Annotated in this window: 17 protein-coding genes; 14 read left to right on the forward strand and 3 right to left on the reverse strand. The window is 42.7% G+C overall.

Annotated elements, in window-relative coordinates; all coding sequences use genetic code 11:
• Window positions 1–347 precede the first annotated feature (347 nt).
• Window positions 348–1304, forward strand: coding sequence for a pectate lyase (gene pelA / locus IEX62_RS06660; protein ID WP_188774665.1), 957 nt, complete (start codon window positions 348–350; stop codon window positions 1302–1304).
• A 476-nt stretch (window positions 1305–1780) separates the two neighbouring features.
• On the opposite strand, the gene IEX62_RS06665 is transcribed toward pelA (IEX62_RS06660), so the two are convergent.
• On the reverse strand, window positions 1781–2530 hold the full coding sequence (locus tag IEX62_RS06665) for a GTP pyrophosphokinase (protein WP_188774666.1): 750 nt from the start codon (window positions 2528–2530) through the stop codon (window positions 1781–1783).
• Window positions 2531–2856: 326 nt separating this feature from the next.
• On the opposite strand from IEX62_RS06665, the gene pelA (IEX62_RS06670) reads away from it, so the two are divergent.
• Window positions 2857–3855 carry a pectate lyase gene (gene pelA, locus IEX62_RS06670; protein ID WP_229685658.1) on the forward strand — a complete coding sequence of 333 codons (999 nt, stop codon included), beginning with the start codon at window positions 2857–2859 and terminating at the stop codon, window positions 3853–3855.
• A gap of 102 nt (window positions 3856–3957) precedes the next feature.
• Here pelA (IEX62_RS06670) and IEX62_RS06675 read toward each other — a convergent pair whose 3' ends face one another.
• On the reverse strand, window positions 3958–4431 hold the full coding sequence (locus IEX62_RS06675) for a hypothetical protein (protein ID WP_188774667.1): 474 nt from the start codon (window positions 4429–4431) through the stop codon (window positions 3958–3960).
• Window positions 4432–4917: 486 nt separating this feature from the next.
• Between IEX62_RS06675 and IEX62_RS06680 the strand changes: the two genes are divergently transcribed.
• The 3 genes from IEX62_RS06680 to IEX62_RS06690 all read left to right on the forward strand — a co-directional run bounded on the left by IEX62_RS06680 (window position 4918) and on the right by IEX62_RS06690 (window position 7693).
• A complete protein-coding gene (locus IEX62_RS06680; RefSeq protein ID WP_188774668.1) occupies window positions 4918–6177 on the forward strand; it encodes an FAD-binding protein in 1260 nt (419 codons plus the stop codon).
• 275 nt (window positions 6178–6452) lie between these two features.
• Window positions 6453–7199: an SDR family NAD(P)-dependent oxidoreductase gene (locus tag IEX62_RS06685; RefSeq protein WP_188774669.1), complete on the forward strand. Its 747-nt coding sequence runs from the start codon at window positions 6453–6455 to the stop codon at window positions 7197–7199.
• 146 nt (window positions 7200–7345) lie between these two features.
• Window positions 7346–7693, forward strand: a complete 348-nt coding sequence (locus tag IEX62_RS06690; protein WP_284446407.1) for a winged helix-turn-helix transcriptional regulator — start codon at window positions 7346–7348, stop codon at window positions 7691–7693.
• 78 nt (window positions 7694–7771) lie between these two features.
• Here IEX62_RS06690 and IEX62_RS06695 read toward each other — a convergent pair whose 3' ends face one another.
• Window positions 7772–8722: an AraC family transcriptional regulator gene (locus tag IEX62_RS06695; protein WP_188774670.1), complete on the reverse strand. Its 951-nt coding sequence runs from the start codon at window positions 8720–8722 to the stop codon at window positions 7772–7774.
• A gap of 171 nt (window positions 8723–8893) precedes the next feature.
• Here IEX62_RS06695 and IEX62_RS06700 point away from each other — a divergent pair, with 171 nt between their 5' ends.
• From IEX62_RS06700 to IEX62_RS06740, 9 genes are all read left to right on the forward strand, one after another.
• On the forward strand, window positions 8894–9640 hold the full coding sequence (locus IEX62_RS06700) for a glucose 1-dehydrogenase (protein ID WP_188774671.1): 747 nt from the start codon (window positions 8894–8896) through the stop codon (window positions 9638–9640).
• A gap of 468 nt (window positions 9641–10108) precedes the next feature.
• On the forward strand, window positions 10109–11041 hold the full coding sequence (locus IEX62_RS06705) for a serine hydrolase domain-containing protein (RefSeq protein ID WP_229685659.1): 933 nt from the start codon (window positions 10109–10111) through the stop codon (window positions 11039–11041).
• Window positions 11042–11248: 207 nt separating this feature from the next.
• Window positions 11249–12439 carry a glycine C-acetyltransferase gene (locus IEX62_RS06710; protein WP_188774672.1) on the forward strand — a complete coding sequence of 397 codons (1191 nt, stop codon included), beginning with the start codon at window positions 11249–11251 and terminating at the stop codon, window positions 12437–12439.
• A gap of 42 nt (window positions 12440–12481) precedes the next feature.
• On the forward strand, window positions 12482–13441 hold the full coding sequence (locus tag IEX62_RS06715) for an NAD-dependent epimerase/dehydratase family protein (RefSeq protein ID WP_188774673.1): 960 nt from the start codon (window positions 12482–12484) through the stop codon (window positions 13439–13441).
• A gap of 466 nt (window positions 13442–13907) precedes the next feature.
• Entirely contained in the window at window positions 13908–14345 is a 438-nt protein-coding gene (locus IEX62_RS06720; protein WP_188774674.1) for a hypothetical protein, read from the forward strand.
• A 91-nt stretch (window positions 14346–14436) separates the two neighbouring features.
• The gene (locus IEX62_RS06725) at window positions 14437–14943 is read left to right on the forward strand and encodes an HIT family protein (RefSeq protein ID WP_188774675.1); all 507 of its coding nucleotides are present in this window, start codon (window positions 14437–14439) and stop codon (window positions 14941–14943) included.
• A 61-nt stretch (window positions 14944–15004) separates the two neighbouring features.
• Window positions 15005–15754: a metallophosphoesterase family protein gene (locus IEX62_RS06730; RefSeq protein WP_188774676.1), complete on the forward strand. Its 750-nt coding sequence runs from the start codon at window positions 15005–15007 to the stop codon at window positions 15752–15754.
• 115 nt (window positions 15755–15869) lie between these two features.
• Window positions 15870–16334, forward strand: coding sequence for an SMI1/KNR4 family protein (locus IEX62_RS06735; RefSeq protein ID WP_229685660.1), 465 nt, complete (start codon window positions 15870–15872; stop codon window positions 16332–16334).
• A 206-nt stretch (window positions 16335–16540) separates the two neighbouring features.
• Window positions 16541–16900 (forward strand): hypothetical protein, encoded by a 360-nt coding sequence (locus IEX62_RS06740; protein ID WP_188774677.1) that lies wholly within the window; start codon window positions 16541–16543, stop codon window positions 16898–16900.
• Window positions 16901–16983: the final 83 nt, after the last annotated feature.

Below are 16983 nucleotides of genomic sequence, written 5' to 3' on the forward strand. Positions count from 1 at the left end.
TTTATTTTCAATAGGTGTACATAAGCAGACAGAATGTATCATTTATGAACAAAGAGAAATGTAGTTTTCTTTCATTTACCCTTAGTAGCTCAAAATGTTAACGTGTTCATTTCTGTAAACATGAAAATATAGATATTTATTCGACGGATTCCTGCACATAAAAATAGAGAAGCAAACTCTACTGCACTGCTTCATTTGCTTAAGTGATACTGAAAGTAAATAATTGACAAAATATTAATCATTTCGCTAGAATGAGTCTCGTGTTCATGAATTAGCTTACATAAAAACACGGATTATTCATCGGATATGAACACAGCCAAAAATTGAATTTTAAAGGAGTCGATCTCATGAAAAATCGTACAATTGCCTGTGCACTCTCGATCGCATTATTAGGTTCAATGGGTGCGGCCGTACTCACACCGACATCGGTCGTCATGGCAGCAGATGCTTCGGGTACGACCGCGAGCTTGTCCGACATTCTAAAAAATCAGCAATCCGATGGTGGCTGGAAAAAGGACTATTCCGAAACGAGCGGCGATTGGGCAAAATCAACGATCGACAACAAAGCTACCTATTCCGAAATTCGTCGCCTGGCAGCTGAATATTCTAAAACTAAGGATAGCAAATACTCTGCTGCGGCGATCAAAGGCATCAACTTCCTGTTCAATATGCAATATTCCAACGGCGGCTTCCCGCAAATTTATAAAAGCTCTGGTTACCATACCCATATCACCTACAATGACGATGCAATGGTAAACGTGCTGATTCTGCTGGACGAAGTAGCCAATCGCAAGGGTGATTTCTCCTTTATCGATAGCAGTGTAGCGAGCAAGGCCAAGCAGGCCGTTGACAAGGGTGTAGATTGCATTCTGAAAACACAGGTTACATCCGGTGGGAAGCTGACTGCATGGGGTCAACAGCACGATTCCAGCTCACTCAAGCCAGCAGGTGCGCGTGCATTTGAGGTGCCTTCCCTGAGTGCAAGTGAAAGTGTAGGGATCGTAAAATTCCTGAAAACTAGACCTTCTAACTCCCAGATCAACGCCTCGATTAAAGCGGCTGAAGACTGGTTCAAAGCAGTCAAAATCTCTGGCTTCCGTTATGAGCGCAACAGCTCGGATAGCTACATCATCGCAGACAGCAGTTCTACGATCTGGGCACGCTTCTATGAGCTGAATACGAACAAGCCGATCTTTGTGGGTCGTGATGGCGTTGTGAAATACAACCTCAAGGATATCGAGCAGGAAAGACGCGCTGGCTATGCATGGTATGGCAACTGGCCAACTAAAATTGGGATTAACTAAGACGGCTCAGTATCATAAACAGATGACTTGCAAATAGCCTGTATCCCATATGTCGTGTACTAGGTGACCGAGTCATTCGTAGTTTGCTTATCCTGAGGCATGGAGCTTAGGGATAAGGGACAGCTACATCAACGCGAGTAGATGGAATAAGGGAAATTACATCATCAATACATTATTATATTATTATGTAATTATAAAAGTGTGCTTATTCATGCTAGAAGCAACCGTATAAGACACATGCAAGCATGTACGCCTGTCTTTATGTCAGATCGTCAGGAATCGGTCTATGTAGAGACGAAATAATAAGAAGCAACAGCATGCCTGATAGACTTTCAGACGCTGTTGCTTTTGTTACATATATTTCTTTTTATTTTTGCCTTAGTGATCGTGCGGTACACTGCACTTCAAGCAGGTTCCAAGATAAAACAATTCATATGAGTCAAGAGAAACTACATAAGCTTTTTTAACAGAACGCCTTAATTACTAGCTTTGGATTCTCCACCCGCCAATTTTAACAAAGCATCCGGCAGAATAAACGGCTGCTCACCCGTCAGACTATCAATAAACTCATACTCCTCATGCTCGTGCTCAGCAAGCTTGATCGATTCGATCTCGTGGCGAAGCTTTTCCATCTTGCGATCCAGCGCAGTAGCCGAATCAGCTGCATCCTTGAGCTCGGTAATAAGCTGAGTGGGAACAGAGCCTTCGTATTTATAGAAGATTTTGTGTTCCAGACTTGCCCAGAAGTCCATCGCAATGGTGCGAATCTGCACCTCTACATAGACCGATTCCTGACGATCTGACATAAAGACAGGCACCTGAATGATCATATGCAGACTACGATAGCCGTTTGGCTTCGGTTCTTTGATATAATCCTTAATCTCGATTACGTTAATATCTGTCTGGTTTTTCAGCATATCGCAGACCCAGTAAATATCCTCTGTAAATGAACACGTAATACGCAGTCCAGCGATATCACGAATCGTCTCCCGAATCTCATCCAGACTTTGCGCGCCACCTTTACGCTGTAGCTTCTTCATCAGGCTTTCCGGCGATTTGACACGAGATTTAGTATGCTCAATCGGATTGTATTCATGCAGTGCCAGGAACTCGTCATTCAAAATTTCAATTTTCGTTTCCAGTTCCTTGAGCGCAAATTCATACATCATCATAAAGCGTGTTACGTTGTGCCGAATATGTTTAAGCTGTTCAATGGTATGATCCATGTTGTTCTCCTATCGTGCAAAAGCTGCACTGTATATTGCTGTAACCTCAATCCAAGAAATATGTAATTCGTTATCCCTTGATATAAATAGTATACCTAATTATCCGAGCTGTTGAAAGTCTGGTAGATCGTGTCTTTTGTAAAGGCAGTTTATACTGTATGGATCAAAACTAATTTTTTCATAAATTTAAAAACACCTTGCCACAACTTAGTATGAGCAATCATGCAGTAATAGCTTATCGCTATACACTAATGAGATCATTTGCCTCACTTCTTTTTAATATGACAATATAGATACATAATGAATCATAAAAAGGAGCCTGTCTCATGGGAAAAGCTACATTTCGCTATACTTTGTCTGTCGTGCTATTAGGTTCAATCTATGCTTCATCCTTTGTTGCGACTACCCACGCTATGTCATACAGCTCAGCCAGCTCACCTTCTAAAAGTGTATTGAAAGGGGATGCTTCTGGTACGACAGCAAGCTTTGCAACGATATTGGATAATCAGCAACCTGATGGAGGCTGGCGTAAATTTTATTCCGAGGATCATGGTGATTGGGCACATTCCTCGATCGATAATAAAGCAACGTATACAGAGATTCGCCGTCTAGCACACCAGTATACGATGACCAACAATCAAGCCTATGCCGATTCCGCGATTAAGGGTATTCAATTTCTGCTTCATATGCAATATGCGAATGGCGGCTTTCCCCAGATCTATCATAGCTCTGGCTACCATACTGAAATCACCTATAATGATAATGCAATGACCAATGTACTGTTACTCTTAGAGGATGTCGGCAGTCAAAAGGGAGATTTTCAATTCATTGATACCGGACTGGCACATCAGGCAAAACAAGCCGTGCATAAGGGAATAGAATGTATCCTTAATACACAGATTGTATCCAATGGCAAATTAACCGCATGGTGCCAGCAGTATGATGCGACGACATTGAAACCAGCCGGAGCACGTGCATTTGAAGTGCCTTCGATTACGGCGAGTGAGAGTGTAGGTATCGTTCAGCTATTGAAAACAAGACCAGCGGATGCTCGTATTCAGAAGTCCATTCAAGCTGCTGAAAGCTGGTTCAAAGCGGTCGAAATCAAGCATATGGACTATCAGCGCAATAGTAAGGATAGCTATGTCGTAGCTGACCCCTATGCCAGCCCGATCTGGGCACGTTTTTATGATATTCGGACCAATCGACCGATCTTTGTTGGGCGTGATGGCATTGTGAAATACAATCTAAAGGATATTAATCAGGAAAGACGAGCTGGCTATGCCTGGTACGGTAGCTGGCCGAATAAGCTTGGTATACACTAATCTGAAAAATAAAGCTCTAAACTCCAAATAGCAACAGCATGCCCAATGAGCAGCTGTTGCTATTTGGTTACAGCGACCTTTATGAACGAACCCTTAATTCATTTACGACCAGCGATCAAACCAGTGAATGTCTGTAATGAACTCCTGATCTCTAGGGATATCATATGTGTCATAGATCCAGTCGAGGCTATTGATCTGGTCTTTGATCGCTTCAGCTTCTGCCGGAGTCAGCTTTTTATCGATAATTTTGATCACGATATAGTCATTCCAGAAATCGTAGAAAATGACGGGAGCGCCAATCGCTTGTTGCAGTGCCTGATAAAAGCGTCCACGTGGCTCACTGTCTCCTGCCATGATCGTTTCCATAAAATCAACCGAGAACACCACGCTGTGATAATATTCTGTTCCAGAAGCAGGCTTTGCTTGCAGTGCACTCGCTCCACCAGCAGGCAAAGGAGTCGATACAGACGGGGTCTGTGCTGCATCATCTGTAGACGACGATGCAGCAGCGATCATTTCATTAGACATCCCCATCAACAGCGCAGCAGAGAAGAGCGCAATTATCCATTTTTTCATCAATAAACCTCCCGTATAAGTTGGATACATGTAAGCAGATCATGTTGTCATTGGTTGGATATAGGCAGTGGCTGATGATCACTACACATTCATAGTGCATACCGCTGCGTCTAACATGAATCTGTATGGATGGTCTCCCTCGTACCAAGCGAAGACGATGTATCACCCCTTATCCGGTAATGTAGGAGGAACGGTGTTGCAGAAAGAGTATAGCTTGTTTTTATCTAGATTAATATGTTTTATTTGTTAAAATATTCTAAATTAATTTATACGAATATGCTGCTTACTCTATTAAGGGTAGGTGCAAGATAACCTTTACATGAATACAGTCACTCTCAGCGAGGGATGTATAGATAGATGGATGTAGAGGAGTAATGCCATATACAAGAGCCATATCGTCTACGGCTGGATTTATCCATAGCAAGTTTGCTATATTATAGAAATGAAGAGAAGTGATTCTATTTTTGGATTAAGGGAGGATTTAAAGTGAGCTATCAAAATTGGTCTGGTAATTATACATACGGTGCTACTGAATTGATCTACCCTGAAAGTATAGAGCAGCTACAGCAGCTCGTGAAGCAACACACGAAAGTAAAAGTACCGGGTAGCGGTCATACCTTCAATTCAATCACAGATACAGATGGCGTATTTATTTCGCTCCGACATTGGAATCGTATCCTAGAGCTTAATCAAGAGCAGCAAACGGTAACCGTTGAGGGCGGGATCACCTATGGAGAGCTTTGCGCACAATTAGCTGAAAGCGGTTACGCTCTACATAACCTCGCTTCATTGCCTCATATTACGGTAGCTGGCGCGATCGCAACATCGACGCATGGCTCAGGCAGTCATAATGTAAGCCTTGCCGGAGCGGTGCAAGCATTGGAGCTCATCGATGCGAATGGGGAGCTGCATACATTCCAGGCTGGCGATGAGGAATTTGCAGGGGTTGTCATTCATCTTGGAGCACTGGGGATGATCACGAAGGTTACACTCGGCGTCGTGCCTGCCTATCAGATTAGACAATTTGTGTATGAGAATCTGCCTGTTAGTGAGCTGGAGCAGCATGCGAAAGCAATCTTTTCCAGCGCGTATAGCGTGAGTTTATTTACAGATTGGCAACGTCCCAGCTTTCATCAGGTATGGACGAAAAGCCGGGAAGAGGATGGAGAGAGCTATGCCGGACGAGCAGATTGGTATGGAGCCACACCTGCAACCGCTCCGCTGCATCCATTACCTGGCATGGATGCTCAGAACTGTACAGAGCAGCTGGGCAAGGCAGGAATGTGGCATGAGCGGCTGGCACATTTTCGGATGGAATTTACACCAAGTGCAGGCAAAGAGCTACAAAGTGAATATGTAATGGCACGCGAGCATGTGTATGAAGCGAGTCTTGCCGTATATGCTTTGCGAGAGCAGCTGGCACCGATTTTGTTCGTAAGTGAGCTGCGTACCATTGCCGCAGATGAGCTGTGGCTGAGTCCATTTTATAAGCAGGATTCTGTTGCGTTTCACTTTACCTGGAAGGATAACTGGGCGGCGGTAGAGCAGGTATTACCATTGCTGGAGCAGGCACTCGCTCCATTTCAAGCGCGTCCGCACTGGGGCAAGCTGTTCACCGTTCCAGCAGAACAACTCCACCAGCAATTCGAGAAGCTGCCAGATTTCCTGAAGCTTGTGCAGAAATACGATCCGCAAGGAAAGTTTAGTAACGCGTATCTGGATACGTATATTCGCGGCTTGTCATAAAATACGTTATCGTCAAAGCGATACTTAGTAGCTTCATCATCTATGTTTATTTTCTAATCCTACTAAAAATAAAAATTGTACCATTCAAAATGCCTGCCCTGTCTTAATTGTTACTTTCAGGTGACTATATCACCAAAAAGTGGGTACTATTCCTCCTGAAATATTTACTCCATACTTGCATTCATAGGAAACAGATGGACCCGAAAGTTGGATTGCATATTCACTTATTCACTGGGAACCATCCTAATCTGCATCATATGAAGGAGTGGAATGACATGGGTAAATTTGATGGAAAAGTAGTGGTTATCACAGGTGGAACAAGCGGCATTGGACTCGCTTCTGCACAGCAATTCGTACGTGAAGGAGCCTATGTATTTATTACCGGACGTAGACAACGCGAGCTAGACGAGGCGGTCGCATTGATCGGTCGCAACGTAACTGGCGTGCAGGGTGATATATCGAAGCTGGACGACCTGGATCGTTTATTTGACACAGTGAAACAGGAGAAGGGGCATCTGGATATTCTCTTTGCCAATGCAGGACTGGGCTCATTTCTCCCGTTACCCGATATTACAGAGCAACAATATGCTACAACCTTTGATGTGAATGTAAAAGGAACGATCTTTACCGTGCAGAAGGCATTGCCCTTGTTCCCCGATCAAAAAGGCTCAATCATCCTGACTGGCTCTACAGCGGGCTCAACAGGATTACCCGCATTTAGCGTATATGGTGCTTCCAAGGCTGCGATTCGTCAGCTGGTACGCTCCTGGATTGTTGAGATGAAGGGAACCGAGTTACGTATGAATGTGGTCAGTCCCGGCTCGGTAGTTACCCCAGCCTATACAGAGCTATTTGGCGAGGCACTCGATCCATTTTTGGAGCAGTCGAAGCAGGATATTCCTTTAGGTAGAGTAGGCGAGATGGACGAAATCGCTAATGCAGTCCTGTTCCTTGCGTCTGAGGAAAGTAGCTATGTGAACGGTATTGAATTATTTGTAGATGGTGGAGTGGCTCAGGTCTAATCTGATGTCACGAGCGAATTGAAGCCAGTCGGTATACTTGCCATATTCTCTGCATGTAACGTACAATTTTGTGTAAACGTCATGGGTAATAGAAGATTGAACTACACAGGTAGAGAATATGGATATACGAGGAGCTGAATAGAGGTATGAGAACATTCCACTGTGAAATGGAAATTACGCTGGATGTGATTGGCGGAAAGTGGAAAGGGCTTATTTTGTACTATGTCATTCAGAAGCCAAGACGTACGGGTGAACTCAAACGTTTAGTTCATAATATTTCACAGAAAATGCTGGTACAAACACTGCGTGAGCTGGAGAATGACGGACTGATCCATCGGAAAATGTATAATCAGGTGCCGCCAAAGGTTGAATATTCCATCACAGAGCTCGGTCAATCGCTGGAGCCGATTTTTAAGCTGCTATGCAATTGGGGTGCCAACTATGCTGACGAATCGTATGATCCAGACGAGATTGAGATTTTGCATCTTAGCTAAGATCTCTATAAAAAAAGCCGTTTCCCAATAAGGAAATGGCTTTTTTATGATCTCAAGTCTATCGTTCTACATCGATCTTCATTCTACTACAATTCTATTGTCTGCCAGCCTGCTACGCATATCCTGAATATTTTGCATTGGTGGCTTGCCATACAATCTAGCATATTCACGACTGAATTGCGATGGACTTTCATAACCAACCATAAATGCCGCATCTCCAACAGGAATCGCTTCGGTGAGCATAAGTCGCTGAGCCTCCTGAAGGCGAATCGTTTTCTGATACTGCAATGGGCTCATCGTTGTAATGCGTTTAAAGTGCTTATGGAAGGCAGAGCTGCTCAGCTGCACATCACGAGCAAGCTGCTCCATTTCCAGTGGTTCATTATAATGCTGCTTGATGAACTGTATCGTCCTCGCAATGCGGGAGGAATAACTATCTGTTACAGCAAATGGATACAGAACATGACCATGCTCACTTTGTAAAATGCGGTACACCAGTTCGCGGATCATAAGCGGAGCCAGCACCGGAATGTCCTGAGGCTGATCCAGTAGCTGGAGCAAACGTACAACGGTATCCATAATCGACGGTGACATAGAATTGACCGTAATGCCAGCCGCAGTTTCATTCGTCCTGGCATTCTTATCGAGTAGAGAGTGATCCATCAGCTGGACAACGTCTAGAATCACGTCGGTATCAAAGCTTAATTTGAGCCCTAGATAAGGGATAGCTGGAGTCGCTTCACTAATCCGTCCAACGATCGGAAGATCCACAGAAGTGATTAGAAATGAATAGGGATCATAGCGATAGCTTTGCTCCGCAATCATCGCTGTCTTCGCTCCCTGAGCCACGACACAGATGGAAGGCTTATACACGCTTACCAGTGGCTCCGATGTTTCTTCTGCCCGTACGATGGACAGAGACGGGATATTGGTTGCATGGGTTCCAGTCGTAGGGGTATGGCGGATTAGAATAGATCGAAGCTCATGTAGCGCATACTCCAGACGCTGATGATCGTCAGTATCTTTCATCGTCTCAGCCCTCCTATCATGAATCATTTATTCCAACATAAAACATCGAACAAAAATAGGCAAGTTATGTGGGGAATTGATCTAACCCTATGAATGCTAGTCGCTCTATACTACATACAGACGATCACGATCGCGTAGATCGAATACAGGGAGATCGAGGAGTGTACCAATATGGAAACGAACAAAACATCGAATAAAATAGCTATTGTAACCGGAGCATCTCGCGGCATTGGCCGTCAGATCGCTATTCAATTAGCGGATGCTGGCATGAAGGTAATCGTGAACTATGCCGCTAGCCGTGAAAAGGCAGCAGAAGTCGTTGAGCTTATTCAGCAGTCGGGCGGTGAAGCGACAGCTATTCACGCAGATGTGAGCAAGGTAAGTGAAGTAGAGCGTTTATTTAGCGAAACGCTCGAGCTGTATGGTGCTATTGATGTATTGGTTAATAATGCAGGCATGATGAAGACGTTACCGCTGGATCAAGTAACCGAGGACGACTTTGATCAGCATATGGCATTGAATGTCAAAGGCACATATTTTGCCTGTCAGCAAGCGATGCTGCATATGAAGGAAGGCGGTACAATCATTAACTTCTCCACCTCCGTATCTGGTGCGATGCTACCAGGCTATAGTCTATACGGTGCAACCAAGGGGGCAGTCGAGCAGCTTACTCGCCAGCTGGCGAAGGAATTTGGACCCAAAGGAATCACCATTAACAGCATTGCACCCGGGCAAGTAGCGACTGACCTGTTCTTAAATGGCAAATCAGAGGAAGTCGTCGATTCATTCCGTCGAATGAATGCCTTTGGTCGTCTGGGTGAGCCTGAGGATATTGCGAATGCAGTCGAATTGCTTGTGAGTGATAAGGCGCGCTGGATTACCGGGCAGACGATTCGGGTGAATGGTGGGTTTAACTGATTCGCCTTCAGCGAAAACCTATAGCTGTAGGAACGAGTAGGAAGATTGCGGACGTATAGTAACAATCATATTAGAGTCACCAGGCTGCGTGGCTGCTTAAGTAGAGCAGACGCAGCTTAGGTCATTTATAGATTATTGATAATCGTAGTCGTACCAATACCCGTGAAAGCTTCGTTGGATCCGTACCATTAAAATCAAATGATTTGTTTTATAGCTACGAAATACAATACAATAAGACTTAGTTAGTTTCGCTAATGATTTCGTTAAAAGAAGGTGTATGATAGGAGAGCGCTCTCTTTAAGTTTATGTGCAGGCTATAAAGAATATAGAAAGGAAAGGATAAGAGACTATATAACGGAATGCTTCGCAAATATAAGAAATACATAATGGCGTAATGCGCTCACACGGTGTTTGGTAGAAGTTAGCACAAACGTAAAAGGTAGCTTATCGTATGAAGGAGTGAAGAGTTTGAAACACGCTATACATCATCTTTTCAAATGGGATCAAGATCAATTATCCGAACTACTCGCCAAGGAAAAAATACATAGCTGCTTGATTAGCATCGATAAAAACATCGTCTATTCCTTTTTTAAAAATAAAAAGATGGAGAAGAAGCAACATAAAGTCAACTCATGCACGAAGAGTATAACCTCCTGTCTAATCGGAATCGCCTACGAAAAAGGACATATTTCAGAGTTGACCATGCCGATCGTCGAGTACTTCCCATCGTTATCTAAAGACCCTGATGGGAGGAAGCAGCTGATCACGATCGATCATTTGTTAACGATGACAGCTGGCTTTGATTGGCCGGAGCTGGGCGAATGGAATGGTTGGCCGCATATGATTCATAGTCCGCACTGGGTAAACTATGTGCTTGAACGCCCTTTAGCGATGGAGCCCGGGCTAGCGATAAACTACAATTCGGGCTGTAGCCAGCTGTTACTTGCCATCCTCCAAAAAACAACCGGGCAAAGTGCTCGCGATTATGCGATTCAGCATTTGTTCTCTCCTCTGCGATTCGATGATTTTACCTGGCATGAGGATCCGCAGGGCGTTAACATTGGTGGATTCGGGCTTCATATGACGGTTCAGGATTTGCATAAGTTCGGTAGCTTGTACTTACATAAAGGAAAATGGGCAGGTAAACAGCTAGTAAGTGAAGAGTGGATTGCTCGTACAACCATACCGGAGCATTTGACCTATGATTCTTTCGGTCATTATGGGCGACACTGGTGGGTATCCGAAGCACCATCTATCGGTACTTACTATTTTGCAATGGGGATGGGAGGGCAGTATTGCTGCATCATTCCAGCATTAGACATGAATATTACGATTACAAATGATACTTATGGGGATACGATGAAGCCGTTAGAGATGATACGGAGTCTTTTGTCGGTCTAAAGCATATACAGTCGCGGCTACCTTCAGAAATACCGGAGGTAACCGTGACTTTTTTTGCTAATTCTTTTATAGAATGTCCTCCCGATGTGTACAATCTATGAGAAAGATGATACATTGAAATTAAAGTAAGCCCTTTCAAAATGTGGTTTACAAGGGAAAAACAATGTCTCTTACAAGAGGACAAATGGCTGTCGAGGAGGGAATGCAATGTCCAGTCAAGCATTGGATCAATTTTTACACTCGAGCATTGAAGAGCTAAAGGATAAAGGTCTATACAACGTCATTGATACGTTACAGGGTGCTAATGGCCCCGTTATTCGGATCGATGGAAAGTCGCTAATCAATCTGTCTTCTAATAACTATCTGGGTCTGGCAACAGATCAGCGTCTGATCGATGCCTCTATTCAAGCAACGCAAACTTACGGCGCGGGCGCAGGAGCTGTCAGAACGATTAATGGTACGATGGATCTTCATATTGAGCTAGAAGAGAAGCTAGCAAAGTTCAAAAAAACAGAAGCTGTGATTGTATATCAATCGGGCTTTAATTGTAATATGGCTGCGATCTCCGCGGTGATGGATGGACAGGATGCCATTTTATCCGATGAGCTGAATCACGCTTCGATTATTGATGGCTGCCGGCTATCTAAGGCGAAGGTCATTCGCTTCAAGCATTCGGATATGGATGATTTGAGACAGCAGGCGAAGAATGCTCGTGAATCCGGTCAATACCGTAAAATCATGGTGATCACTGATGGTGTATTCTCCATGGATGGTGATATCGCCAAATTACCTGAAATCGCTGACATTGCAGAAGAGTTCGATCTGATCACTTATGTAGACGATGCTCACGGCTCAGGCGTACTCGGCGCAGGGGCAGGAACAGTGAAGCATTTTGGATTATCCGACCGCATTGATTTTCAGATTGGTACACTCTCCAAGGCGATCGGCGTTGTCGGTGGTTATGTAGCAGGTAAAAAGCAACTGATCGAATGGCTGAAGCTGCGTAGTCGTCCATTCCTGTTCTCCACCTCATCGCCTCCAGGCGCAATTGCTGCTTGTAGCGCTGCGGTTGATATTTTAATGCAGGATCATGAGCCGATCGAGAAGCTATGGAGCAATAGCCGGTACTTGAAAAATGGCTTGAGTCAGCTTGGATACAATATAGGTCAAAGCGAAACGCCGATCACACCTTGTATCATTGGCGATGAACTAACCACCCAACAGTTTAGCAAACGTCTCTATGAAGAAGGCGTATACGCTAAAGCAATCGTATTTCCAACGGTTCCAAAGGGAACGGGACGCATACGCAACATGCCAACCGCCGCACATACCAGTGACATGCTCGATCAGGTCATCTCCGTGTATGAGAAGGTGGGCAAGGAAATGAAGCTGATTTAATTTCAATGCATTCGCGAGAGTCTATTTCGGGAGGAATGCCTTATGGACAAAATTTTGGTGACTGGAGCACTGGGTCAAATCGGTTCTGAATTAGTGATGAAGCTGCGTGAGGTGTATGGTGCAGATCATGTGGTAGCTACAGATCTCAGATCATCTGCTCACGAAATTACGCAATCCGGGCCATTTGAGCTGTTAGATGTAACGAACGCCAAGGCAATGTTCGAGATTGCGAAGCAATACGAGGTAGATACAATCATTCATCTGGCAGCATTGCTGTCCGCTACGGCAGAAGAGAAGCCGCTATTAGCCTGGAACTTGAATATGGGTGGACTGATGAATGCACTGGAGGTAGCGAGAGAGCAAGGTTGCCAATTTTTCACGCCAAGCTCGATCGGAGCATTTGGCCCATCGACTCCAAAGGATAATACGCCACAGGATACGATCCAGCGACCGAATACGATGTATGGGGTGAACAAGGTATCGGGCGAGCTGCTATGTGATTATTATTTTCACAAATATGGCCTGGACACGAGAGGGTTGCGTTTCCCAGGCTTGATCTCCTATATGACGCCTCCTGGTGGTGGAACGACCGATTACGCTGTCGAAATTTACTATGCAGCGGTAACAGCCGGACGATACACCTCATATATTGCTAGAGACACGAATATGGATATGATGTATATGCCGGATGCGCTGGACGCTATCATCACATTAATGGAAGCGGATTCATCGCGATTGACGCATCGAAATTCATTCAATGTTACGGCAATGAGTGTCGATCCAGAGGCGATCGCTGCGGCAATTCGAGCGGAGATTCCTGGCTTTGTCCTTGATTATGACGTAGATCCGAAAAGACAGGCGATTGCAGATAGTTGGCCGCATTCGATTGATGCGACAGCAGCGAGAACGGAATGGGGATTTCAGCCGCGGTATGACTTGCAGGCGATGACGAAGGATATGCTGTGTAAGATAGGTGAGAGACAGTTGCTTCGTAAGGCGTAGGGTTAGAGGGGATTAGGTTAATCAACGATTAGAAGTAGCGCATGTTTTCCAGCTTAGTAAGTAAAAGATTTCGACGTGATCACTTTTATTGAGTTTACTCCTGTGTAGTTGCTAGTTTTAGCTAAGTACACTTTAGAAATGCTTTGAAGTGTGTAGAAAGATTTTACACGTAAAGATCAATGCAGCAATAATTAGAGTCTTAAGTGGGCATCCATATTAAGGCTCTTTTTGCATAGGAATACGTTGTCCAAAATTTCCAGATGATGATAATATAAGTAGGCAAGCAAGAGTAAGATTATTATTAGTATGAATAATTGGATTACCATTTCCAGAAAGGACAAACATGTACAAGTTAATAACTCTATTGATTGTAGTATTTTTATTCGGCTGTTCGGATAATTCGCCAAGGAGCTCCGAACACAATGATGTAATAAACGATGGTACTTTGAAGGAGGAAATTAATAAAATGTATTCGTATAAGGCTATTATGGACGAAGATAAAGAACTAGGAAGCTCAAAATTTCTAGATACCGGTATTATGGATGGTGAAGAAAGTGCGAAGTTTAGAGGATCACTTCTTACTTTGTTTGGTGAGCCTTCATATAAGTCAGATAATGCTGAAGCTGCGTACTCTTATTTAATTGAAGTTAGCGATGAAACGAGTAAGTGGTACTTTACTGTTTATGAAGGTTCTTCAGGACCTGCAATTGGTTATGGTTATGATGAGAAGGAAAACCAAGCAAACGCAAGAGAAGCCGCCCAATCCTTGTTAGACAAAATTACAGAAACTACACCTTCTGATTTTACTGAAGTCGTATATTACGAAGACTTTGGCACTAAAATTACATATGGATGTAAGGGTGGACAATGTTTTTATAAAGAGGAAAACGAAGGAACTTTTTAGAACTCGGAGATATTGTATAGAGGCTCGAACTCCAACTTTAGATGAAATTAAGAGAACAACTCTTATCCAAATCAAAACAATGAGGTGCAAAATGCCAAGACTAATTACATTGCCGGATGGAAGATCATTAGAGATTGATTGTGTAAGCTGTGCAGTGACAAGTGGCTTGATTTCTTCAACAGGTGGAGTGATTTTTGAATCAAGCAACTTTCATGTCCATCAGGATATTGCTTACCCTATCAAAGGGTTAGTTATACTGGCTTCAAAACGGCATTTTTACTGTATGGATGAATTAACGGATGAAGAGCAATTAGAATTTATTTCGTTAATTCATAAGATCCGAAGTGAGCAAAGAAAACGATTAGGAATTGATAAAGTCTATTATTTTTATAATGAAGATACAACACATCATTTTCATTTGTGGATGGTTCCTAGATATGAATGGATGTACGAATTTGGGAATTCAGTAGAATCATTAAGACCTGTTTTATTACATGCCAGGAATCATATGAATGATGAGGAGAATATGAAGAGTGTAGAAGAAGGAGTTAGTATATTACGGGAGGGCATGAGGGATTTTGTGAGTAATTCAAGGTGATTGCATCTAATATGATATTCACACTGTGGGTATAATAAAAATGAGTGAAGGAGAAGCCTAAATGAAGATTGCAATTCTAACTGATATTCATGGAAATTATCCGGCATTGAGTGCAGTGTTCTCAGATATTGATTCCCATGGGGACATCGAGCATACATATTGTCTGGGTGATATGATTGGCATTGGTCCTGACTCTAACGAAGTGCTTGAAGAAATAATGCACCGAAAGAATGTAACCGCGGTTTCAGGTAATCATGAAGAAGCGGTTTTAAAACTACTGCAAGGGAAGCATACTTTGCCGGGTCATGAAATGATCGCTGAACATCATAAGTGGGTAGGTAAGAGTCTAAAGAAAGAAAATATCGAATTTATACAAGATCTCCCTCAAACATTAGATATTGAAGTAGAAGGGCAAAAAATATTAATAACCCACTATCATATGAATCAAGAACAAAGAGAAGTAATAGATGAGCGCCCATCAGGATTGGCATTAGACGCAAAGTATAAAGATTCACCTTACAATCTCGTTTGTTTTGGTCATCATCATCCAATCCATTACTTTAAGACAGCTCAAAGAATTTATTTGAATCCTGGAGCTTTAGGTTGTAATGATCATGCGATTGCAAGATACGCGGTAGTAGAACTGCAAAAAGCAACAATCAATATACAACTTATAGGAGCTACATATGATAATAAATCATTTTTGGAGTCCTTTGAGCAGTTAAAGGTCCCAGACAGAGACTTTATGATAAAAGCATTTCATGGGAACCAACTTGAGAGAGATTTTAAAGATGGTAATAACATTTCATAACATAATATTTATTCATGCTATAGGCATGCGCCCTGGAGCTGGCATATGCCGTACACTCGACGTGAATACAGAAACATGATGTGAAACTCTAAAATGAATATGTAGAGGTGTAAGCATGAAACAAGAGGATATCGAAATACTGTTAATGAAAAACAAACTAATTAACACACCTCTCGTTGGTTGTACTCAAGAAGAGATAATTGAATTAGAGGATAGGGTTGGTTTTAAGCTACCTGGAGTGTATAAAGAATTTTTGCTTGCGGCTGGGCATGGATCAGGCAGGTTATTTCAAGGAACAATTGTACATTATATTAATCTTATTGAAATCCAAGAATGGGCAAAAGAATTATTAGAAGAGAATAATAATCCCATTACTTTACCCAATACTTCATTTGTCTTCTCCATGCATCAAGGGTATGAAATTAGATTTTTTGATGTCCATATGGGTGAGAATCCGCCTGTATTTCTTTGGTACGAAGGAATGGAAAACCCGTCTTCAGCTGTTAAGTTATTTGATACATTCGAGGAATTTTTGTTACAAGAGATTGAAGATCATTCCAGTGTAAGCTGGAGAGTTTAATGAAGTAGGATAAATTAAAAAGGCATAGAGCATCACATGACAATATTCACGCTGCGAACAATTGCCCGTGGCTCGACATCTGTTGGACACTCGACATGTGTCAGGTTATGAATACAGGAACGTTAGCTGAAACCAGTGTAAGGACCATTAGTTAAGACCATGACTATATACAATGAATAATATCCTGTAATGAGAAGGTGGATCTAGTGCAATGGATAATCCTAATTGGTGATGAAACATTTAATATCGATTCAATACATAGAATTAAACACTTTGGAGAAAATACGATTTCAAGCATAGAGAATAATAGATTTGTAGTTGATTATGGAGAAGAACATATCTTTTACGATTTTTCTGAAAGTATTATAAATGATTATGACTTTGAAGAACTACAGAGGATTCCTTTTCAAAATCCTCATTTCATTATGATGATCTATAAGTCTAAGGATCTCATGAAGAAAATATTGAGTCAGGATAATTTCATTAGGGGCATCTATGTTGATGATGATCATGGTCTAATAATGCCTATAGAAGAATACATTGAAACCTTTTCAAATGAAAGATAGTAATTTGTTTATTGGAGAAGGTAGTAGCATCACTTCAAAGGCATTTACTCACACCGCAATCTTGACGTTCCATAGCGTACAAT

It is taken from the genome of Paenibacillus hunanensis, assembly GCF_014645615.1.
Lineage (GTDB): Bacteria > Bacillota > Bacilli > Paenibacillales > Paenibacillaceae > Saccharibacillus > Saccharibacillus hunanensis.